Annotated in this window: 16 protein-coding genes and 1 pseudogene; 9 read left to right on the top strand and 8 right to left on the bottom strand. The window is 61.7% G+C overall.

The genetic code is table 11. The features are described 5' to 3' along the window. The first annotated feature begins 88 nt into the window (after positions 1-88). Both FBAL_RS02285 and FBAL_RS02280 read left to right on the top strand, forming a co-directional pair. Entirely contained in the window at positions 89-2,128 is a 2,040-nt protein-coding gene (locus tag FBAL_RS02285; protein ID WP_013343957.1) for a capsular polysaccharide biosynthesis protein, read from the top strand. Continuing rightward, positions 2,125-3,342 carry a capsule biosynthesis protein gene (locus tag FBAL_RS02280; protein WP_013343956.1) on the top strand — a complete coding sequence of 406 codons (1,218 nt, stop codon included), beginning with the start codon at positions 2,125-2,127 and terminating at the stop codon, positions 3,340-3,342. Before FBAL_RS02285 ends, FBAL_RS02280 begins: the two co-directional genes overlap by 4 nt. 52 nt (positions 3,343-3,394) lie before the next feature. Here FBAL_RS02280 and FBAL_RS20160 read toward each other — a convergent pair whose 3' ends face one another. Together FBAL_RS20160 and FBAL_RS02270 are read right to left on the bottom strand one after the other, a co-directional pair. Beyond that, positions 3,395-3,931, bottom strand: coding sequence for an acyloxyacyl hydrolase (locus tag FBAL_RS20160; RefSeq protein ID WP_013343955.1), 537 nt, complete (start codon positions 3,929-3,931; stop codon positions 3,395-3,397). Between the two features lie 361 nt (positions 3,932-4,292). After that, positions 4,293-4,835 (bottom strand): protein tyrosine phosphatase family protein, encoded by a 543-nt coding sequence (locus FBAL_RS02270; protein WP_013343954.1) that lies wholly within the window; start codon positions 4,833-4,835, stop codon positions 4,293-4,295. 220 nt (positions 4,836-5,055) lie between these two features. Between FBAL_RS02270 and FBAL_RS02265 the strand changes: the two genes are divergently transcribed. Then, complete coding sequence (locus FBAL_RS02265) at positions 5,056-5,772, top strand: YebC/PmpR family DNA-binding transcriptional regulator (RefSeq protein ID WP_013343953.1); 717 nt, start codon at positions 5,056-5,058, stop codon at positions 5,770-5,772. Positions 5,773-5,890: 118 nt separating this feature from the next. On the opposite strand, the gene FBAL_RS02260 is transcribed toward FBAL_RS02265, so the two are convergent. Together FBAL_RS02260 and FBAL_RS02250 are read right to left on the bottom strand one after the other, a co-directional pair. After that, a complete protein-coding gene (locus FBAL_RS02260; protein ID WP_013343952.1) occupies positions 5,891-8,050 on the bottom strand; it encodes an OmcA/MtrC family decaheme c-type cytochrome in 2,160 nt (719 codons plus the stop codon). Between the two features lie 260 nt (positions 8,051-8,310). Then, on the bottom strand, positions 8,311-9,765 hold the full coding sequence (locus FBAL_RS02250; protein WP_013343951.1) for an NAD-dependent succinate-semialdehyde dehydrogenase: 1,455 nt from the start codon (positions 9,763-9,765) through the stop codon (positions 8,311-8,313). Between the two features lie 168 nt (positions 9,766-9,933). Here FBAL_RS02250 and FBAL_RS02245 point away from each other — a divergent pair, with 168 nt between their 5' ends. The 5 genes and pseudogenes from FBAL_RS02245 (at position 9,934) to FBAL_RS02225 (ending at position 17,068) form a co-directional block, all read left to right on the top strand. Then, complete coding sequence (locus FBAL_RS02245) at positions 9,934-11,430, top strand: tetratricopeptide repeat-containing sulfotransferase family protein (protein WP_013343950.1); 1,497 nt, start codon at positions 9,934-9,936, stop codon at positions 11,428-11,430. Positions 11,431-11,493: 63 nt separating this feature from the next. Next, the gene (locus FBAL_RS20510; protein ID WP_083771139.1) at positions 11,494-15,513 is read left to right on the top strand and encodes an RICIN domain-containing protein; all 4,020 of its coding nucleotides are present in this window, start codon (positions 11,494-11,496) and stop codon (positions 15,511-15,513) included. A 101-nt stretch (positions 15,514-15,614) separates the two neighbouring features. Continuing rightward, positions 15,615-15,836: pseudogene (locus FBAL_RS02235) on the top strand (RNA-binding S4 domain-containing protein); the annotation flags it as partial. Positions 15,837-15,921: 85 nt separating this feature from the next. After that, positions 15,922-16,263, top strand: coding sequence for a ribonuclease E inhibitor RraB (locus FBAL_RS02230; RefSeq protein ID WP_013343947.1), 342 nt, complete (start codon positions 15,922-15,924; stop codon positions 16,261-16,263). A gap of 145 nt (positions 16,264-16,408) precedes the next feature. Beyond that, complete coding sequence (locus tag FBAL_RS02225; RefSeq protein ID WP_013343946.1) at positions 16,409-17,068, top strand: YiaD family glycine zipper/OmpA-like lipoprotein; 660 nt, start codon at positions 16,409-16,411, stop codon at positions 17,066-17,068. Between the two features lie 65 nt (positions 17,069-17,133). Here FBAL_RS02225 and FBAL_RS02220 read toward each other — a convergent pair whose 3' ends face one another. Beyond that, entirely contained in the window at positions 17,134-17,682 is a 549-nt protein-coding gene (locus FBAL_RS02220) for a dihydrofolate reductase family protein (protein ID WP_013343945.1), read from the bottom strand. 99 nt (positions 17,683-17,781) lie between these two features. Between FBAL_RS02220 and FBAL_RS02215 the strand changes: the two genes are divergently transcribed. Next, on the top strand, positions 17,782-18,333 hold the full coding sequence (locus FBAL_RS02215) for a TetR/AcrR family transcriptional regulator (protein WP_013343944.1): 552 nt from the start codon (positions 17,782-17,784) through the stop codon (positions 18,331-18,333). On the opposite strand, the gene FBAL_RS02210 is transcribed toward FBAL_RS02215, so the two are convergent. Genes FBAL_RS02210 through FBAL_RS02200 form a run of 3 tightly spaced genes read right to left on the bottom strand, consistent with a single transcriptional unit; the run spans position 18,327 to position 21,309 of the window. Then, positions 18,327-19,136, bottom strand: coding sequence for a hypothetical protein (locus tag FBAL_RS02210; RefSeq protein ID WP_013343943.1), 810 nt, complete (start codon positions 19,134-19,136; stop codon positions 18,327-18,329). The genes FBAL_RS02215 and FBAL_RS02210 overlap by 7 nt on opposite strands. Before the next feature lie 36 nt (positions 19,137-19,172). Continuing rightward, entirely contained in the window at positions 19,173-19,931 is a 759-nt protein-coding gene (locus FBAL_RS02205; protein WP_013343942.1) for an alpha/beta hydrolase, read from the bottom strand. A 43-nt stretch (positions 19,932-19,974) separates the two neighbouring features. Next, a complete protein-coding gene (locus FBAL_RS02200; RefSeq protein WP_013343941.1) occupies positions 19,975-21,309 on the bottom strand; it encodes a DEAD/DEAH box helicase in 1,335 nt (444 codons plus the stop codon). Positions 21,310-21,321: the final 12 nt, after the last annotated feature.

The raw sequence follows: 21,321 nt of genomic DNA, 5'->3' as shown, positions 1-21,321 counted from the left end.
CACATTGCGTGATAAGCCACTTTCAAAACCCAATCGCGTTCGTACAAGACACCGCGTTTCGTCCTGACCATAAAACACAATCTGAACCATGACCTACTACACCAACTCGGCGGGGATACTCGCACGTCAGGCCGTCTTGCATGCTGCACTGGCTCAACCGCTGGAGCGACTCAACGCCCATGCCGTTACCGGTAAAGGCGATGTTTACATCGGATGGGGCCTGAAGCCCAATAGCCTGGCGATGAAACAACAGGCCGCTGAGAATGGGGTGCCGTTCTGGCACCTGGAAGACGGCTTTATCGGCTATACCGGACACCCCGCTAAGGGGGGACACAGCCTGTCCGTGGTTGTGGATAAGCAGGGCATCTATTATGACGCGTCTCAGCCCTCCGAGCTGGAGCAGCATATTGTTGATGCTGGCCGGGACAGTGCCCTGTGTGAACGGGCGCATAACCTGATTGCCCGAATTCGCCAATACGGCATCACCAAGTACAACGTCTATCCCGACTTTAACAGCCAGACCCAACTGCCTTCAGATCTGAAGCAACAGCTGGATGGTCGCCCTTATGTGCTGCTGGTCGATCAGGTGGCAGGTGACCTCTCCATCGCCGCAGCTCAGGCCAGCGAAGCGGACTTTCTCGATATGGTCGCTGCCGCCCGTCAGCGCTATCCCGATGCGGCGCTGGTGGTACGGACCCACCCGGATACCCGGCTGGGCAAAAAGTCCGGGGTACTGGCCAGACTGGCCCGCCACCCGGCTTTGCAGTCGGTGATCTGGGTTAAGCAGGCTTGCCACCCCCATGCCCTGATCCACCACTGCCTGGCGCTCTTTACCGTCTCCTCCCAGATGGGATTTGAGGGGCTGATCCTGGATAAGCCGGTGCACTGTTTTGGCCAGCCTTTTTACGCTGGTTGGGGGCTGACTGACGACGCTAAGCCCCATGACCGCCGCGCGGCACTGCATCGGGCTGGCATCACCCTGCCCCAGTTGGTGGCCGCGGCACTGATCCTCTACCCCCGCTACGTCAATCCCATCACCGGCCAGCGCTGCGAAGTGGAGGAGATCATTGAACTGCTGGCGTTGCAGCAGCGTCCAGAGCCCCAGTACCAAACCCTGTATCTGGCCGGCTTCTCGCTGTGGAAACGCGCCTTTATCGGCAAGTTCTGTGGCCATCTGGCTCACAACATTCGGTTTGTCAGCAAGCCCCCCAAGCAACTTGGCCACAACGACAAACTGCTGGTATGGGGCCAACGTTTTACCGAACAACAGGATGCCATCCGGGTTGAAGACGGCTTTGTGCGCTCCAGTGGGCTGGGTTCCAACCTGTGCCGTCCAGCCTCATTGGTGGTCGACCAGCGGGGCATCTATTTCAATGCGCAACAGAACAACGACCTGCGCCATCTGCTTAACCACCTGATGGTCAGCGAAGCCGACCAAGCCCGCGGAGCCGCGCTGATCCATAAGCTGGTCAGCGCCGACATCAATAAGTACAACCTGATCAGCCAGAACCGATACCAACCGTCAGCCGAACATCCACTGCGATTGCTGGTGGTGGGGCAGGTGGATGGCGATGCTTCCATCACCACCGGCAGCCCGGTGGTGACCAGCAATGAAGCGCTGCTGTGGGCGGTACGCAAAGCGTATCCCGAGGCTCACATCCTCTACAAAGCTCATCCGGATGTGGTGGCGGGGAATCGCGAAGGACAGATCTCGCAAGCGTGCTATGACGCCTGCGTCGATGAGCAGGTGGCCGAATACGGGCTGAATCAGCTGTATCCTCACATCCATCAGCTCCATACCATGACGTCGCTGGCTGGCTTTGAGGCGTTATTGCGGGGCATCCATGTGGTGACCTGGGGACAACCCTTTTACGCCGGCTGGGGGCTGACTGAAGACCGTAATCCCGCTCACGATCGCAACCGCCAAAGAACGCTGGAGGAGTTGGTTTACATCGCGATTGCGGCCTATCCCAGCTACGTAGACTGGGCCACCGGGCTGTTTACCACTCCGGAATGGCTGATAGACCTACTCGCAAACAATAAGACCGACAGCAGCCACCGCCCGAACAGGTTTCAGCGCTGGCAGCTCAAGCTTGGCTACCTTGTGGATACCTTAAAACCCCAATGAATATCCTGCTGTTACAAGGCCCCCTTGGCCCCTTCTTCCGCACGCTTGGCAACCACTTGGTTGCTGAGGGGCACAACGTATTTCACATCAGTTTTAACGGCGGCGATGAGTGCTGGAGAAGCCAGGGCTCTCTGTACCGGTTTACCAGCACCATGAAGGAGTGGCCTGCCTACTTCCGCCACTTTTGCCAACAGCACCAGATTGATTCGGTGGTGTGCTACGGCGATTGCCGCCCCTACCACGCCAAAGCCAGCAACATCTGTCGCCAGCTTGATATCGCTTTCTGGGCTCTGGAAGAGGGCTACCTGCGTCCGGACTTTGTCACCATGGAGCTGGGTGGCGTTAACGCCAACAGTTCGCTGTATCCGATGCGACGCCACCTGCCAAAATTCAATCCAAAACACGCTTTCCAGATTAAGCATCAAGCGGGAAAAACCTTTGGCAGCCGCGCCTGGTTTGCCATCCGCTACCATGTGATAAAGCGACTCGGTGTTAGCGCGTACCCCCACTTTGTCAGCCACCGCCCCTGGGGCCTGCTCAAAGAAGCCCTCAGCTGGGTCAAAGGCGGGTTGCTGAAGCTGCGCTTTAAATCCATCGACCGTGCCATGCTGCAGGAGCTGCAAGCAGAGAAAGGGCGGGTGTTTCTGCTGCCGCTGCAGGTCTCGGAGGACTTCCAGATCCTCAGCCACTCCAACTACCGCGATGTGGCTACCGTCATCAAAGAGGTGGTGGGTTCTTTTGCCCGCCATGCCGACAGTGCTGACACCCTGCTGATCAAGCACCATCCGATGGATCGCGGCTACATCAACTACCAACCCCTGATTAATCAACTGCGCGAGCAGCACCATCTGGGTAAGCGCCTGCGCTTTGGCTATGAGCTGCCGTTGCCGGAGGTTTACCCCCTGTTGAAGGGCGTGGTGACCGTCAACAGCACCGTAGGGCTGTCTGCCCTGCTTCACCACCTGCCGGTTAAGTGCCTGGGCAAAGCGCTGTACGACATTCCGGGGCTAACCACGCCCGGCCCCCTGTCGTCATTCTGGCGACAGCAGCAACCGGTCTGCGAAGCAACGTTTGATGCGGTACGCAACGCGTTATTGCATCAAACCCAGATCAACGGCAGCTTCTTCACCCTGATGGAGGAGACCGCCGTCGAAGTCGCACAGGTGATGGTGCAGCACCACAGCCAGCAGCGGGAGCTGAGAGCCGCCAGCTGAGCTGGCACTCAAGCAACCCAGACAGGGGCCTTTACGGCCCCTTTTTTGTGGCTTAAAAGCGGTAGCCAAACACCAGATTGTGGGTGTTCAGTGCCGGATTTACCTCATACATGCCACCATTGGACATGTGCTGGTATCGGTACCCGAACTGCAGGTCTTTCTGCACGTTGAGCAGCATGGAGAAGGAGTAGGAGTACTGCATCCTGCCGCCGTAATCCTTGGCCCGCCCCTGCTCCGCCTGAAAACGGTGCTCAGACAGGTAGCGCACCTTGCCGTCCGCGCGGAGCATCAGGTATTGCCAGGGCTCCCAGCGCAGGCCGAGGCCACTGAATACCATGGGCGCATTCTCCACCTCGGTATCGAGGGTGCCGCCACCGAAGGCCCAGTCGACCCCCACCTGATAGCGAGGAATCATCCAAAGCGGTTGCTGATACTCAATCTCGAAGGTGGAGACATCGACATTCTGCTCCGTCACCGGCTGACCGCCGGAAAGTTGGATTTGGCGACTGTCCAGCAGTGACAGGCTGTGAGCGTTAGAAGAGAGGGTAAGAAGCGCAAGGCTTATAACAGGCAAACAAATACTTTTCATCGTCAGGAATCCGCAAACTGATGGCCCAATTCGGCATTGGGAAAGCACCTGGTTGCACATTCCTTGTGTTAAGCCGGGTCCTAACTGCTAACAGCGACTGAAGTACTCCTGAACTTGTCCTTTACGGCGAAAAGGGACAATGTTTCAACCTTGTACCGACTTACCAATCAAACTATAGACGCCGAAAAACCGCTCTGGATGAACCCGCTGGTTCATTTGCAGATGAGCGAATTTTGTCTCCTAAATTTCAGTCAGTTAGGCCAGCACAAAAAACATCACCTCCCCGCTCTCCCCACCCATACCCCACAAAAAACGGGCCACTCGGCCCGTTGTTATCCATCTTGCTGCTGCGTTCGAGGCGTTACTGCCCTCGCTGCGCTTTCACTTTTTCAATCAGCGCGGCCCACTGCGGGTACTCCTTAAGGCTCTGCTCAAGGTCGCCCCAGGGAGCCATCACCGCCGCCATCTCCGGCTTGTCGCCCTGCTCCGCCTGAGCCCACTGGTACAGATAAACAAAGGCTGAGGCGCGGAAATTGGCTAGGCAATGCACCAGCACGGTTTTGTCCTGGTAACGGGACATCACATTAAAGAAGGCGTCCACGTCGTCGGTGGTGGGATTTTGCCAATCCACCGGGATGGCGACGTACACCATGCCCGCGTCGGTCACCAACTCCGCTTCGTTGCTGTACGCCTTATTGCTGCTGTCGGGCATCAGGTTGATCACCACCTCTACGCCAGCCTGGTGCAGTCGGGCGAAGTCGGCGGGCATCGGCAAGCCCGCGGTCAGCAGGCTGGGGGACACGGTTTGAAAAGCGCGGATGTCCTGTACCGGGGTCATATCCGGCAGGGCGGCGTGGGCCATCGGCATCAGGGTCAGCGCCGCGGCGAAAGAGAACCATCTCATTTGTGATATCCATTGATGTGTGAGGCCTAAACACTGGCTGTGGATCCCGGTAAAAGTTCACTCGCAGATTCAGGAGTGCGACAACGAGCCCACATCGGCCTGCAAAGGGTAGTGCCCCGGTTCCGGTTCACCACCCTGTATGTGGGCATTTGCCCTCCCCTGCTCAACTGGTAAACTCTTGCCCCAATATTGTTAGAACCTAGACAGAGCGAGAACCCCGATGGGACGCAGTTTTGAAGTGCGCAAGGCCTCCATGGCCAAGACCGCTGGTCAAAAGACCAAGGTCTACTCCAAGTACAGTAAAGAGATCTACGTGGTTGCGAAGAACGGCAGCCCGGATCCGGATGCGAACCTGGCGCTGCGCGGCCTGATCGAACGAGCTAAGAAAGATCAGGTTCCGGGCCACGTTATCGACAAGGCCATCGACAAGGCCAAGGGCGGCGCCGGTGAAGACTACGTTCCGGCACGCTACGAAGGCTTCGGCCCGGGTAACTGCATGGTGATCGTTGACTGTCTGACCGACAACAATAACCGTACCTTTACCGACGTGCGCCAGTGCTTCGTGAAAACCAACGCCAAGATCGGCTCTCCGGGCGTGGTATCCCACATGTTCGACCACCAGGCGATCTTCTCCTTCGCCGGTGACGACGAAGACGGCGTACTGGAAGCGCTGATGATGGCTGACGTTGACGTGACCGACGTGGAAGTGGAAGACGGTATGACCACCGTGTTCGCCCCCAACACCGAGTACTTCAAGGCCAAAACCGCCCTGCAGGAAGCCTTCCCGGGCATCGAGTTCGAAATGGAAGAGATCACTTTCGTACCGCAGACCTACACCAAGATCGAAGGCGACGACGTGGCCATGTTCGAGAAGTTCCTGGGCATGCTGGAAGACTGTGACGACGTGCAGAACGTCTACCACAACGCCGAACTGTAAGGCGCACAGAATCCGAGAAAGCCGGTCAACTGACCGGCTTTTTTAGTGCCCGAAAAAAGGGAGCCCTAAGGCTCCCAGGAGGCCGACCGGCACTCGCCTACCGGTCGATGCAGAACCCTCAGAAGCTGTGCACGTCGGCGTGGCACACCGCGCAGCTTTCAATGGGCGGGTTGGGGATGGCGTTGGCCGGGTCAACAATCGAACCCTGGGCTACGGCATGGGCCGCCACCGCTTCAGACTCGTGGCAGGCCAGACAGGTTGCCGCCACCGGAGAAACCCGATCCACATTGTCGATATCCAGGCTGACCCGGAAGCCAGTCTTGCCGGACATCAACGCGCCGCCACCATCGAACCACTGGTCACTGACGTGGCAGGCCTGGCAGTCACCGAGCATATTGGGGTAACCAATGCTCTCGCCCTCGCCAAAGTACTCGCTGTGCCCGGCGTGGAACTTGTGGGTGTTCAGGCCAAGGTCACGGGAGCTCCCCTTGAAGAAGATGACATTCTCGTTGTGGCAGTGGACGCACTGTTCAATCCGATCCACCCCGTGGTGACCCCGTTTGCCGTAGGCGATATCACCATGGCAATCGTTGCACTTGGCGATGGAGACCACACCGCCTTCGTCGGTGGCGTAGCGGGACTTCACCACGTCCGGATTGGCCGGATTGGCGGTATCGAAGTACACCGCGTCGTTGTTCATCGCCAGCGAGATGGTGTCATCGATCTCGGCGCCACAGGTGGTCAGCGCGCCGTTGTCGGCACACAGCCGCACGTCAGAGATGATCACGCCGGTGCCGGTCACGATGCTGGTGGGCGCGGTGGTGCTGGTCAGGTAGTGGGTGCCGTTAAATGCCGCTTCGCGGAACGGGGCAGTGCCGGTGCCATAGGCCTGATACGCCAGCGCATAACCACTGTCCGCCTGGAAGTTCACCAGCCACTTCTGGGCGCTGGAGATAAAGTCCAGGGTGGCCAGATCACCGGTAAACTCCGCACCATCCAGATAGGCTTTGAAGCCAAAGCTGATGGTGGTCAGCGTCGGGTCGGTGCCATCCGGTGCCACAGTGATGGTGGCCGGGTCCACTTCGGCATAGAACGCGTCCTTCAGCAGGCTGCGGATGCCGATCTCGTGGGCCTGCATCACGCCGAGCGCGCCGCTGCCGTGGCAGGAGTCGCAGGAGGCGTCGTCCGCCACCACGATGCCGCGGTGGTTTTCACCGGTGCGCGGGTCGGTGTTGATGTGGCAAGCCACACAGGCGTCGCGATAGATGTTATCGCTGAACGCGGTATTGCCTTCGTGGCAGGCCAGGCAGTTGTTGAGTTCACCGGGGTAGTGGATGTGACCCATAAACTCCAGGGCGTCGCCACTCAAGCTGTCAGCGATATGGCTACCGGCGTGGAGGCGGTGCACCAGTACGGTGAGATCCCAATTGCCCTCGTTCCAGCCGTTGGCAACCTGCTCATCACTGGCTTCCCAGAAGGGGTTGTGGCAGTTCACGCAGTTACCGACGCTCTGGTAGTTGTGGTGGGCATGGATGTTGGCGATGATGCCGCCCTCTTCCCCGCCGTGACAGGCCTGGCAGGCGCTGTCATCAACCAGGTTGCGGCCACTGTCCGCCAGCACTTCGCCGGTTTCCGGGATGTAGTCCAACCGCTCGGACAACACCTTGTCTTCCACGCCATTACCGTTGCTGTCGACAATGTTATAGCCGCGCAACCAGAGGCGGTGGGTCAGGCTCAGGTCGTCCCCTTCCAGCAGGACCGGGGCCGGTGTGTCGGCGTGTTCCCAGGTGCCGGTGTAGGTGCCCGGCTCGGTTTCCACCAGAGTACAGGCCTTGTAAGTTCTGCCCCGCACCGTCACTTCACCGCCGCCAAGGGCGCAGTACATCGAGGAGGCGCCACTGCTGAGGTAGCTGTGGCTGGCCCAGGCGGTGGGCGCGCCGATGTCGCTGTCGTTGATGGTGAGGTGGGAGAGGTAGATGGCCACCTGATCGAGGCCAACAAAGGGAATGTCCTGACCGCGGATGTCCTTGCCCATCAAATCAAACTGAATGCCGAACTCCTCGGCAATCTGAATGTTTTCAGGCAGCAGAACAAAGCTGAGGTCAGCGGCGTTTTCTGCGGTGGTGGTGAAACTGCCGGCAGGCAGTCCGGGGTCACCCGGAGGACCCGGAGGCCCGACTTCACCGGGAGCGCCATCCTCGCCGTCGTCCCCGCATGCCGAAAGCGCCAATGCACTGACCAAAGCCAGTGCCAACAGGTGCAGATGATGGGTGCGCATAATATCCATCCTTAGCGTTGCTATATTTCGCGTTATTTACACTCGTACAACATCACGTCATCCTCCTTGTAGCATGCCTGTTGACTCACTTGGATGCGGCCACGCCTTTATCTGAATTTGATTTAATCTGGATCAATTTCGCAGGGAACCTAGGTCAAAGATTCGAAAAATAAACCCCTTTTCTCCGATCGGCCCCACCGCCTCACTCATAAAAAAAGGCGCCCCTGTTGGGACGCCTTTCTGACTCATTTTTTCCGCGATTAACGGTCCAGCCCACCCAGGCACAGGTACTTGATGTCGAGGTAGTCATCGAGGCCATACTTGGAGCCTTCGCGGCCATGCCCGGAGGCTTTGATGCCGCCAAACGGCGCCGCCGCGTTGGAGAGGATGCCATCGTTGATCGCCACCATGCCATACTCCAGCGCCTCACTGACCCGGAATACCCGGCCGATGTCGCGGCTATAGAAGTACGCGGCCAGACCAAATTCACTGTCGTTGGCCTGGGCAATCACCTCCTGCTCATCCTCGAAGGGGATCAGCGGCAGTACCGGCCCGAAAATCTCGTTGCGGGCCACGGCCATGGCGTTGCTTACCCCACTGAGCACCGTCGGCGGATAGAAATAGCCCTGAACCGGGGCGTTGCCCACCACCTGCGCTTGGGCGCCCTGGGCCAGCGATTGCTCCACCAGCTCTGCCACCTTTGCCACCGCCGCCGGGCCCACCAGCGGGCCAATCTGGGTCGCCGCATCCAGACCATCGCCCACCGTCAGCTGCGCCACCGCCTCAACCACCTTGGCGGCAAACGCGTCGTATACCGCGCGGTGCACAAAAATGCGGTTGCTGCACACGCAGGTTTGTCCGGCATTACGGAACTTGGCCACCATCAGGCCCTGAACCGCCGCATCGAGGTCGGCATCGTCGAACACGATAAAGGGGGCGTTGCCGCCCAGCTCCATCGAGGTACGCTTCACCCCTTCGGCACACTGGGCCAGCAGGATCTTTCCGGTGGCGGTGGAGCCGGTAAAGGAGAACTTACGGATCAGCGGGTGTTGGGTCAGCACCCGGCCAATGCCCGGTGCGTCGGTGCCCACCACCACGTTCAGCAGCCCATCAGGCAGGCCCGCCCGCTGGGCCAGCTCAGCCACCGCCAGGGCCGACAGCGGCGTTTCTGCCGCAGGCTTACCCACAAAAGCGCACCCCGCCGCCAGCGCGGGCGCGGCTTTACGAACCAGCATGGCGTTGGGGAAATTCCACGGGGTAATGGCCCCCACCACCCCCACCGGCTGCTTGATCACCAGTACCCGCTTATCGGAAGAGGGTCCGGGCAGGGTGTCGCCATAAATCCGAACCGCCTCTTCGGCATACCACTTCACGTAACTGGCGCCGTAGGCGATCTCGCCTTTTGCTTCCGCCAGAGGCTTGCCCTGTTCCAGGGTGAGGAGGCGCGCCAGATCATCAATGTGAGCCAGCATCAGGTCATGCCAGGCCATCAACGTTGCGCTGCGCTCAGCGGCGGGCACTTTGGCCCACAACTTCTGGGCCCGGTCGGCCGCTTCCACAGCCCGCTCCGCCAACTCTGCCCCGGCGCCTTCCACCAGTGCCAGGGGCACGCCGTTAGCCGGATTGTCGACACTAAAGCGGTCATCCCCGGCCAGCCACTGGCCATCAATAAAGGAACACTGCCGCAGCAGTCCGCTGTCACTTATCGCTTTCATTACGCTCTCCCTGCCCAACCATAGAGACAAAACTTTAAACAGATTGTTTAGAATTTAAAACCACCCACTGAATCCTTATCCATTACCAAGGCAGAAATTGGCCACTTTTTCCTTTATATTCATCCACTCAGGATTCAATCACTTAATGACAAAAAGGACGAGTCATCCGTGAATTGGCAACAGGGCTACAACGCCGTCAGCGTCGCTCATCTGGTGCGGACCGCACTGGAGAAGGAGGACCTGACCACCGCCATCGAGCTGTGCCATGAGCTCAACCAGCGTGCGCCGGATTACGGCCCGGGCTGGCATCTGGCGGCTGAGATTGCCCTGTTGCGGGATAACCCGGCTTCGGCCCTGGCCATGGCTAAACGGTCGCTCGCCTGTCAGGCCGACAGCGCCGCCGAACTGCTGGTGGTGGAGTGCCACTGCCGCCTTGGCCAGTACCGGGAAGGGCGGGCCGCCGCCCGGGTGCTGGGCCACGGCCTGCCGCCCTCGCTGGCCCTGAAGCGGGCCGAGCTGCTGCTGGCACTGCACTGCCCGGACGATGCCGCTGCCCAGTACCGCTATCTGCTGGAGACAGAAGGGGCCAACCCAACCTTGCTGAGCGCGCTGGCTGATGTGCTGAGCGAAATGGGGCAGCTCAGGGAGGCTGAGCAGGTGCTCGACCAGGCCATTCAGCTGGCCCCCCAACAGGATGCCCTGTGGACCCAACGGGCCTACCTGCGCAAGCAGAGTGAAGCCAACCACCATATCGAAACCCTGCAGTTCGCCATCGCCCGGCGCGACCGTCCCTGTCCGCAGCTGCATTTTGCCCTGGCCAAGGAGTGGGCTGACCTGCGCTGTGAGGACGCCGCCTGGCACAACCTCCATCTCGGCGCCCGCCAGCAGCAGGCACAACAGCCCTACGACGCCAGCCGTGATCTGTCGCGCCTGCGCGCCATCCGGGCCCATTGGAGCGCCCCCGCGTCCAAAGCGGCTGAGACCACAGCGGAAGGCCCACAACCCCTGTTCCTGATCGGCCTGCCGGACGGGGCCATCGACGCGCTGGCCGACCACCTGGCCCAGCACCCGCAGGTCTTCCACCTCGGTGCCCATCAACGCTTCCTGCCAGAACTGGAGCGCCAACTGGCACGACAGGCCCGATTGCGGGATCGCCCCTTATGGAGCACTCAGGCCAAACTGGCCGCCAGCGCCCAGCTGGACCCGGCCGCGCTTGGCCAGGCCTATCTGGCCAGCCTGCCACCGGAGGCGGAAGAGGCCCGCTGGGTGATCGACACCTCGCCCCAACACGACCAACACCTGGGGCTGCTCTTGCGTGCCCTGCCCCATGCCCGTGCGATCGCTCCACTGGCACCGCTGTCCCACAGCGGCGCGGCGCTGTATCAGGCCGACCCACGCCAGACCGGCCCCTACCGCTATGACCCGATTGAGCTGGCCCGATACCTCAAAGGCCACCGCGCGCTGATGCAGCACTGGCAACGCTGCCACCCGGAACAGCTGCTCTGCCTTGACCTGAACCAACCCGCTGGCGTAGCCACCGAGGCGCTGTGGCACCACCTAGGTTTTGCCCCACCGCCCCCCAGCAAGGCGTGGCCCTTTGTGCGGCCATGGGGCGATATCGACAGCGCCCTGCCGGAGCTGCTCGGCGCCCTCGGCAAAGACTGACCCCAGCCACAACGCCAAATCCCAGCAGGCTTCTATACTTGCACGCTCTGAATCCCATTCAGAATGCGGAGCATCATCGCCATGCCGTACCACGCGACAGGACGCGCACTGCCGTTACCCGTGATCCTGACCAGTCTCTGGCTGGTCCCCTTAAGTCACGGCATTTCCGCCCCTTTTAATGCCCAACTGCAAAACCAGCGCACCGCTCTGTGTGTGGCGGTGGCACAAGCCAGCGGCCAGTCCGGTGCCAACGTGGTGCCCACCGACTGCATCGCCCTGCAACCGGAACAAACCCTCGCTTTTACGCCGGTCGCCACACTGGCTGACACCTATACCCTCTCCTTTTCCCACTCCGGCCAGTGCCTCGACGTCAGTGGCGGCAGTGATGCCAACGGCGCCAGCCTGATACAAACCCCCTGCGATGGCCGCATCAGCCAACAGTTTCGCGCCATCAACGAGGGCAGCCAGTGGGTGATCTACACCGGTACCGGCAGCGGCGACAAAGTGGTGGACTCCCACGCGTACGAAGCGGACATCATCCAGTGGCAGGACTTCGGCAATGACAACCAACGCTGGACACTGCTCAACGTTAGTGAGGGCCAGGATCGTGACGGCGACGGGGTGGCTGACGATAACGATGCCTTCCCCGATGACCCCAACGAATGGGCAGACAGTGACGGTGATAACCTCGGCGACAACAGCGATCCCTTCCCCCTCGACCCGGACAACGACAGTGACGGCGATGGCTTTGGTGTCAACGACGACGCCTTCCCCGACGACCCCAACGAGTGGCTCGACAGCGACGGCGACGGACAGGGCGACAATGGCGACCCCTTCCCCCTCGATGCCAGCAATGACAGTGACGGTGATGGCGTCTCCGGCCACATCGATAACTGTCCGGATGATGCCAACGCCGATCAGTCCGATCGGGACAATGACGGCCTTGGCGATCTCTGCGATCCCGAGCCCGATGGCCCGGTTCAGCCCGACGCCCAGTTCAGTGCCCAACTGATCAACCAGCGCACCGGCCAATGCATTGCCGTTGAGCTGGGCAGCAGCAACGCCGGAGCCAATGTCGCCCCGGCCACCTGCATCGATCAACAGCCCGAGCAAACCCTCAACTTTGTCGCCATTGCCGGGCTGGATGACGGCTATACCCTGGCCTTTGCCCACTCAGGCCAGTGCCTCGACGTGGCGGGAGGCAGCCCGGACAACGGCGCCACGCTGATACAGACCCCCTGCGATGACCGGGCCAGCCAACGTTTCCGTGCCCTTGATGAGGGCAGCCAGTGGGTGCTCTATACCGGCACCGGAGACGGCAGCAAGGTGGTGGACTCCCATGCCCGTGAGTCCGACATCATCCAGTGGAAAGACCTGGGCAAAGACAACCAGCGCTGGCGCCTGCAGCTGGTCAGCCAGGATCCGGACCGGGACGGCGATGGCGTGCCCGACACCCTCGACCCCTTCCCGGACGACCCCGACGAATGGGCCGACAGCGATGGGGATGGCCTCGGTGACAACAGCGATCCCTTCCCGTCTGATCCGGACAATGACATCGATGGCGATGGCTTCGGTGCCAATGATGACGCCTTCCCCGACGATCCTAACGAGTGGCTCGACAGCGACAGCGATGGCCAGGGCGACAATGGCGACCCCTTCCCGCTCGACCCCAATAACGACCGTGACGGCGATGGCATCAGCGGCCACATCGACAACTGCCCCAACGACGCCAACGCCGACCAATCCGACCGCGACAACGATGGGCTGGGGGACGTTTGCGACCCGGAGCCGGATGGCCCGGCCGAACCGGAAGCGGATTTCAGCGCCCAGCTGCGCAACCAGCGCACCGGATTGTGTGTGGCGGTGACGGGAGCCAGCCAGCAAGCGGGAGCCAACGTGGCGCCTGACGACTGCAATGCGCAGAACCCGGAGCAGGCGCTCAACTTTGTCAGCCTCGACAGCAATACCGGTCGCTACACCCTGCAGTTTGCCCACTCCGGCCAATGCCTCGATGTGGCGGGCGGCAGCCCGGATAACGGCGCCACCCTGGTGCAGAGCCCTTGTGATGGCCGTGCCAGCCAGCAGTTCCGCGCCATCGACGAAGGCACCCGTTGGGTGATCTACACCGGCACCGGTGACGGCACCAAGGTAGTGGATTCCCACGCCCGCGAGTCCGACATCATCCAGTGGAAAGACCTCGGTAAGGACAACCAGCGCTGGCTGCTGGAGCGATTGAGCCAGGGCGACGACCGCGATGGTGACGGTATCCCCGATGATCAGGACCGCTTCCCGGATGATCCCGGCGAGTGGGCCGACAGCGATGACGATGGCCTGGGCGACAACAGTGATCCCTTCCCCTTCGACCCGGACAATGACAGTGATGGCGATGGTTTCGGTGCCAATGACGACGCTTTTCCTGACGATGGCAGCGAGTGGGTCGACAGCGACGGTGACGGTCAGGGCGACAACGGCGACCCCTTCCCGCTCGATGCCAACAATGACAGCGACGGCGACGGCGTCTCCGGCCACATCGATAACTGCCCGAACGACGCCAATGCCGACCAGTCCGACCGGGACGGTGACGGCCTTGGCGACGTGTGCGATTCCGAGCCCGATGGCCCTGCCCCACCGGACAGCAGCTGGACCGCCCAGCTGCAGAACCAGCGCACCGGTCTGTGCATCGCCGTCACCGCCGCCAGCACCAGCAGCGGCGCCAATGTGGCCCCGGCGGGTTGTATCGAGCAGCGCAGTGAACAGGTGCTGAGCTTTGTGCCGGTAACGGGGCTGGATAACGGCTTTACCCTGATGTTCGGCCATTCCGGACAGTGCCTGGACGTGGCCGGCGGCAGCGATGCTAACGGCGCCACTCTGGTGCAGACGCCCTGTGATGGCCGCGCCAGCCAACGTTTTATCGCCATTGATGAGGGCACCCAATGGGCGCTCTACACCGGTACCGGCAGCGGCGACAAGGTGGTGGACTCCCACGCCTACGAATCCGACATCATTCAGTGGCAGGACTTTGGCAATGACAACCAGCGCTGGCTGCTGGTCTACCGCAGCGACGATCTGGACGCCGACAACGACGGCATTCCGCTGGGCGAGGATAACTGTCCGCTGGTGGCCAACAGCGATCAGGTCGACAGTGACAATGATGGGCTCGGCGATCCCTGCGATCCCTACCCGTTCGACCCGGACAACGCCCCGCCACTGCCCGCCAGCTTCTCCAGCCTGCAGGTGATGGGCAACAGCTACGGCGAGCGGTTTGAGAGCAACGGCGACATCTACGCCACCCGCCTCGCCGAAGCGCTGGGCATCGCCATCGACAATGTGTCCCGCTCCGGCGCCACCACCTCGCAGATCATCAACGGGCGCGGTGGCGACCCCGGCCAGCTGTTGCAGCTGCTGGGTGACCCGGCGGTGGCCGATGCCGATGCCCTTTACGTGCTCTGGGGGGGATTCAATGACGTCTACTACGGCGATGACAGCAGCCCCCGAAGCCTCAGTGCCGCCATCAACGACCTCGCCACCATACTGGACACTCTGGAGCAGGCAGGCGCCCGCTACGTGATGGTGCCCAACCTGCTGGATGTCGGGCTGTGGCCCGCCGTCACCGGCAGCGATGTGGCCGCCCACCGGCTGCGCAGCCTGACCTTCAATGCCCAATTGCAGCTGATGCTGCAGGCCCGCCAGGGCAGTTTGCGCGTGGTCGAGTTCGAGGTGTTTGACTGGGCCGACGCCATCGCAGCGAACCCGTCCGATTACGGCATCAGCGAGTTGTCGGTGCCCTGTGAGGATCGTGAGCCGGTCAGCGGCAGCAGTGATGCCCCGGTGGCCGACTGCCGTGGCTACCTGTTCTGGGATGACTTCCATCTGGCCGCCGAGGTGCACCAGCGGATCGCCGAACGGATGCAGAGCCTGCTGGCCCTCGAAGCGGCACCGCAGAGCTGGGTCGACAGTGACGTTGACGGCGTGCCGGACCACCGCGATGACTTCCCCAGCGACGACAGCGAGCAGTACGACTCCGACGGCGATGGGGTCGGCAATAACAGCGATGCGGACCCCGCCGACCCACAACTCTGGTAGTGGAGTGAACGTGGGGGCTCCGGCCCCCTGTTTTTCCCCTTCGAACGGGGGGCGAAAACTCGCTATAATCCCGCCATCTGACGCTCTTAGAGAACGCTGTTATGTCTACTTCTGTTCTGGAACTTCACCCCGGTGACGACTTTATCGAGCTCTACAAAGTGCTCAAAATCGAGGGCTGGGTAGGTTCGGGCAGTGAAGCCAAGATGCTGATCGCCGAGGGCGAGGTGCTGGTGAACCACGAAGTGGAAACCCGCAAGCGCCGTAAACTGGTCCCCGGCGACAACGTGATTTTCGGCGAAGAGGCCGTACTGATTCAGGCCAGCGCTAAGCCGGCCCCCCAGGTGGACGAGGCCAGCAAACCGGCCAAACCCAAGCGCCGCCCCAGTTTAAAATTTTAAGGATTCAATCATGGCTTTCCCTAACGACGCCAATGGCGAACTGCTGTCCCTGATGCAGCAAGAAGGCATCGACCTGACCCAGCCCTACATGCTGGACTTCTACGTGGTGTTTGGCAGCGAGAAGCAGGGCCAACTGACCGCCGAAGCCGTGACCGAAGCGTTTCCGGGTGCCGGTGTGTTCCTCAACCTGTCCGAAGATACCGGCCAGTGGGAACTGCGCCTGCAACAGGAGATGGTGCCGGAGTACGAAGCCATCGGTGCCATCGAAGCCCGTCTGGCCGAGCTGGCCAAGCCGTTTAAAGGTAAAACCGACGGCTGGGGCATGCTTGAACCGGAAGACGAAGAAGAATAAGGTTCACCCCTGACAAAGGGCGTCCTGTGACGCCCTTTTTTGTTCCCCCGCTTCCGTCATCAGTCATGGTGGGTTCAGCCACCACACGGCACACTGTGGGACATTTTTGATTAACGCGTTGTTTGTATCCTAAGGAGTGGTTTCGATGCGCACCCCCATGATCTCTGCCCTCGCCGCAGCAGCCCTGGTACTCGGTGGCTGTGCCAGTACCGACCCCTATACCGGCGAACAGAAAACCTCTAACGCGACCTCCGGCGCCCTGATTGGTGCGGTCAGCGGTGCCCTGATTGGCGCCGCCAGCTCCTCCAAAAGCGACCGGGGCAAAGGCATCCTGATCGGCGCCGCTTCCGGTGCCGCGGTGGGTGGTGGCATCGGCCACTACATGGATCGTCAGGAAGCCGCTCTGCGTGAAAAGCTGGCCGGAACCGGCGTTTCCGTTAAACGCGACGGCGACCATATCCAGCTGGTGATGCCCAACAGCCTGACCTTTGATGTTGGCAGTGATCGCCTCAAGATGCCCGCCATCAACGCCCTCTCCGGCGTTGCTATGGTGGTCAGCGAGTTCGACGAGACCAACCTGCAGATCACCGGCCACACCGACAGCACCGGCGGCCGTGACCTCAATATGCGCCTCTCCCGCGAACGCGCCGAAGCCGTGGCCAGCGAACTGCTGCGCCAGAGCATCAGTGCCACCCGCATGAGCACCTACGGTGCCGGTCCGGATCGTCCCATCGCCAGTAACCAGAGCGAAGCGGGCCGCGCCGAAAACCGCCGGGTGGAAATTGTGCTGACCCCGCGCACCTGACGCGCCCCCGAAAAAAGAAAACCGCGCCTTAGCGCGGTTTTTTTATGCCCCGGCGTCGAGCCGGGTCAGCGAATCCGACGGTAGTGCGACTTCACCATCGCGCCCAGCATCACTTCACTGCTGACCAGTTCATAGCTCTGCATGGTTGGCAGCGCACCGAACAGTGGCACCCCTCCACCCAGCACCACCGGGATCTGGCTGATGATAAGCTCATCCACCAGCCCCTGTGCCATAAAGCGCTGGATGGTATTGCCCCCATCCAGATAGAGGTGGCGGTGGCCCATTTGGGCCAGTGTGGCCATCATCTCGGCCGGCTCAGCCGGGGCCAGGGCAAACACCTTACCCTCCAGCGCATCGGGGATGGTGATGGGCGATGACCCCACCACATACACCGGCTTCGGGTAGGGCCACTGGCTGGGCAGATCGAGGTTAAAGTCGAGGATGCTCTGATAGGTATTGCGTCCCATCAGCAGCGCATCGATGCCCGCCAGAAACGCCGCGAAACCGAGGTCGTCACCTTGCGGATTCGGCACGCTGTGCAGCCAGTCCAGCCCCCCATCGCGGTCAGCAATAAAGCCATCCAGGCTGGTGGCGATATAAACAACATTACTCATGACGGCTCCTGTAAACGCCCACCCCAACCGGCCTTGCCGAGGCTGGCTGAAAGAATTACTCTACACTGTAGAATTATTGGATCGTAGCGAGCACAGAGGATGACTGTCAAGACGGCAAAACGGGGGCGGCCCAGCCAGCTCAATGCTGAGCGCATTGTGGAATGCGCCAGAGCTCTGTTGGCTGAGCAGGGAAAAATACCCAGTATCAGAGCATTAAGTGCGGCGCTGTCGGTGGACCCCATGGCGATCTACCACTACTTCCCCAATAAGGCGGCGCTGCTGGAAGCGGTGTGTCTGGCACTGATTGAGGCGATTCACCGCCCTGCCGGGCCGGATTGGCGGACGGAGATCCGGGCGCTGTGCCTCAGCTACCTGACACTGCTGCAGGCCCACCCCGGCCTGCTGGACACGCTGCTCAGTATGGACGGCAGTGGCCCGGCCCAGGTCTTTATTGCCCGGTATGAGCAGGCCCTGCAACCGCTGGCACTGCCTCAGCCGGTGCTGAACGACAGCCGCGATCTGCTGGTGGATTACCTGCACGGCTACGCCCTGGCCATGCAGACCAGCCAGGGCAAGCTGGACCTAAGCTACCTCGACGGGCCACTGGCGTTCTGGACTCGTGCGCTGCAACGGGAAGCGGACGCTCACTGATCCGGCACCGGCTGTGCCGTGGCCTGCAGACGACGCTGGCCGCGCTGGCTCAGCCACCAGTACCCCGTCAGATAGACCCCGGCCAACGCAAACGCGGCCAGCGTGCCGAGTCCAATGCCCAACACCGGATAGCCCAGACCCACAGCCAGGGTGTAGATGATCAGGCTGCCCGCTCCGTAGGGGTAATGGCGGGTCAGGGTCTGCACCGGCGCCGTGCCGTAACTCAGCTGCAGCAACAACATCAGCGGGAACAGGGTGATCGGAAAGGACGCCATCACCCCGGCCCAGGCCGGTGGCACCGTATTGGCGAGGGCAGTAATGGCCACCACCAGTGCGGCCGCCAGCGCAGCACGGGCCCACACCAGCCCCCAACCACTGCGCACAGCCACAAAGGGGGGATCCGGCAGGCGGCGGGTGATGGCGACGGCCAGCAGGGCCGCAGCCAGCGCCACCAGCGCGCCCCACCACCCCAACGGCGGCAGTTGCTGGAACAGGCTGGCCAGACCAAACAGCGCCGCCAGTGCCAGCAGCACCGGCCACAGGCTGCGGCGGCCAAAGCGGGCTGCACTCAGGGTAAAGGTCAGGGCGAAGCCGGTGGTGGCCGCCAGACCAAGCAGGCCATAGGGCGCCGCCTGAGCCGCGAACCCGGGCCCCTGCTCCAGAGCGTAAAACAGCAGGACAATGGCGGTGCCCAGCGGAAAACCGGATAACACCCCGGCCCAACGGGGACCAACCCGCTCCGCCAGCCACGCCAACCCCACCACGGCGATAACCGCAGCGAGGATCTTCGCCAACACCAACATCCTGCTCTCTCCGCTCTGGGCAAAGGCGGCACTCTATCAGAGCGCGCCACAGATGGGGTGAAAGAACGCGGCAAGGGATGCAGTCGCATCAAAACGGTTATGGGTGCCCGCCACTTCGACTATGGTGGGCGCCTTCAGGGCGCTCAGCAGTGGCGAACTGGCTGCAAGGGGGACCACCCGGTCCTGCTGCGCCAGCAGCACCAGGCTGGGAGAGGTCACTGCTGGGGCTAGGGCCAGCAGGTCGTAGCGGTCCCACAGCAACAGGGAGGCAGGCAACCAAGGGTAGTGTTCATAAGCCAAGGCTTCCAGACTGGCGAACGGGGTCAGCAGGGCCTGCCGTTGCAGCGGCCGCCGGGCCGCCAACGACAGCGCCACGGCACTGCCTAGGCTGCGGCCAATCGCGGCCAGCTGTTGGTGTCCGGATGACAGCTGATCGTAAGCACTCAGGGCGGCCGCCGTCAGGGTCGCTTCGCTGGGCTGCCCGGCACTGCCGCCATAGCCGGGATAGTTCACCAGATAGAGGGTGCAGCCCGGCAGCGCCCGGGCCAGACTGTCGGCACTGCGGTAGACCGCTTCGGCGTTGCCGCCAAAGTAAAACACCGCATTGGCCCGGCCCGGCTGCACCGGATGCACCACCAGATCGCCTTCCGGTCCCGCCAGGCGCAGTGCCGGGACTGAAGCCGGAGCCTTCGGCGTTGGCAGGTACAGTAAGTGGCGCTGACTCAGGGTCATCGCCAGGCACAGCAACAGGTAGATCAGCACCAGCCACAACAAGATGCGGCCAAGCTGGGCCATGCTCACCTCCAAAAAAAGGCCGCTCTGTTGAGCGGCCTGTTCGTCAGGATTCGTCGTCCACCGGCTGCACCGGCTTCTTCTTCACCATCATCGGCGCATCGCCGATATCACGCAGACCCGCTACCGGGCGCTTCACCTTGGCGGGCGCGCGCTTGGCCGGGCCAGTTTTCTTGCCGCTGCGGGCGGTGGGTTTGGCTTTCGCCGGGCCACGCTTGGGCTTCTCCACCAGTCCCTTGAACTTGGCTTCCAGACCTTCGATGGCTTCAAACGCCAGCGGCTGCTGCAGGAACGCTTCCAGCTTCTTAAAACTGGGCCAATCTTTCGGTCCCACCAGGGAGAACGCGTCGCCCTTGGCGCCGGCACGGCCGGTACGACCCACCCGGTGAACGTACTCTTCCGGGTGCTTGGGCAGGTCAAAGTTCACCACGTGGGACACCTGCGGGATGTCGAGACCCCGGCTGGCCACATCGGTGGTGATCAGGATCTTGGCTTTGCCTGCGGCAAAGTCCTGCATGATCTGACTGCGGGCGGTCTGGTTCAGCTCACCGGACAGGGCCAGGGTGCTGTATCCCCATTCGCTCAGCAGCACAGCCAATCTGTCGGTGTCTCCACGGGTGGCGGTAAACAGGATCAGCTGTTTGAAATCCTGCTTCTCCAGCAACGCTTTCAGCTGCGCTTCTTTGTGATCCAGGTGATCAGAGAACAGCATGCGGTGATGGATGTCGCTGTGGATCTCGGCCTCGGAATCGATACGGATGCGGGTCGGATTGTTCAGCAGCTGAGCCCCAAACTGGTTAACCGCGGCGTGGTCCAGGGTGGCGGAGAACATCAGAGTCTGGCGTTTGCGGTGGTCTGCGGCTTTATGAATCGCCTGCAGCTGGTCGGCAAAACCGAGGTCGAGCATGCGGTCTGCTTCATCCAGGATCAGCATCTCCAGACCGTGCAGGTAGAGGTGACCGTGTTCGAGGTGGTCCGCCAGCCGTCCCGGGGTCGCCACCACAAAGTGCGGGTCACGGGCCAGCGCTTTGCTCTGCTGGTTGAAGTCCTCACCACCGAGGATCAGCAGGGATTTGTAGCTGGTGTTGGCCACCACCAGACGCAGTTGGCCATATACCTGTTTGGCCAGCTCACGGGTCGGCGCCAGGATCAGCACCCGCGGGTCGCGCTTGGACAGCGGCTTGCTGCGGATCAGGCGCTGCATCGCCGGCAGCAGGAAGGCCAGGGTCTTGCCAGAACCAGTGCGCGAGCTGGCCAGCAGGTCTTTACCGGCGATCGCCGTGGGGATCGCTTTTTGCTGGATCTCAGTGGCCTCGGCAAAGCCCAGGTGGTCAACGGTGGCTAACAGACGCTTATCCAGCGCCAGCTGGGAAAACTGCAAGACGGACTCCAG

Source organism: Ferrimonas balearica DSM 9799 (assembly GCF_000148645.1).
GTDB lineage: Bacteria > Pseudomonadota > Gammaproteobacteria > Enterobacterales > Shewanellaceae > Ferrimonas > Ferrimonas balearica.
This window is presented reverse-complemented; position numbering and strand designations above follow the sequence as displayed.

Coding starts and splice junctions, on each gene's coding strand:
- FBAL_RS02260 (WP_013343952.1), bottom strand. CDS start 8,050: ATGCGCACCCATCATCTGCACCTGTTGGCACTGGCTTTGGTCAGTGCA.
- FBAL_RS02205 (WP_013343942.1), bottom strand. CDS start 19,931: ATGGCCCAGCTTGGCCGCATCTTGTTGTGGCTGGTGCTGATCTACCTG.
- FBAL_RS02250 (WP_013343951.1), bottom strand. CDS start 9,765: ATGAAAGCGATAAGTGACAGCGGACTGCTGCGGCAGTGTTCCTTTATT.
- FBAL_RS20160 (WP_013343955.1), bottom strand. CDS start 3,931: ATGAAAAGTATTTGTTTGCCTGTTATAAGCCTTGCGCTTCTTACCCTC.
- FBAL_RS02285 (WP_013343957.1), top strand. CDS start 89: ATGACCTACTACACCAACTCGGCGGGGATACTCGCACGTCAGGCCGTC.
- FBAL_RS02210 (WP_013343943.1), bottom strand. CDS start 19,136: ATGTTGGTGTTGGCGAAGATCCTCGCTGCGGTTATCGCCGTGGTGGGG.
- FBAL_RS02280 (WP_013343956.1), top strand. CDS start 2,125: ATGAATATCCTGCTGTTACAAGGCCCCCTTGGCCCCTTCTTCCGCACG.
- FBAL_RS02270 (WP_013343954.1), bottom strand. CDS start 4,835: ATGAGATGGTTCTCTTTCGCCGCGGCGCTGACCCTGATGCCGATGGCC.
- FBAL_RS02220 (WP_013343945.1), bottom strand. CDS start 17,682: ATGAGTAATGTTGTTTATATCGCCACCAGCCTGGATGGCTTTATTGCT.
- FBAL_RS02225 (WP_013343946.1), top strand. CDS start 16,409: ATGCGCACCCCCATGATCTCTGCCCTCGCCGCAGCAGCCCTGGTACTC.
- FBAL_RS02230 (WP_013343947.1), top strand. CDS start 15,922: ATGGCTTTCCCTAACGACGCCAATGGCGAACTGCTGTCCCTGATGCAG.
- FBAL_RS20510 (WP_083771139.1), top strand. CDS start 11,494: ATGCGGAGCATCATCGCCATGCCGTACCACGCGACAGGACGCGCACTG.
- FBAL_RS02215 (WP_013343944.1), top strand. CDS start 17,782: ATGACTGTCAAGACGGCAAAACGGGGGCGGCCCAGCCAGCTCAATGCT.
- FBAL_RS02265 (WP_013343953.1), top strand. CDS start 5,056: ATGGGACGCAGTTTTGAAGTGCGCAAGGCCTCCATGGCCAAGACCGCT.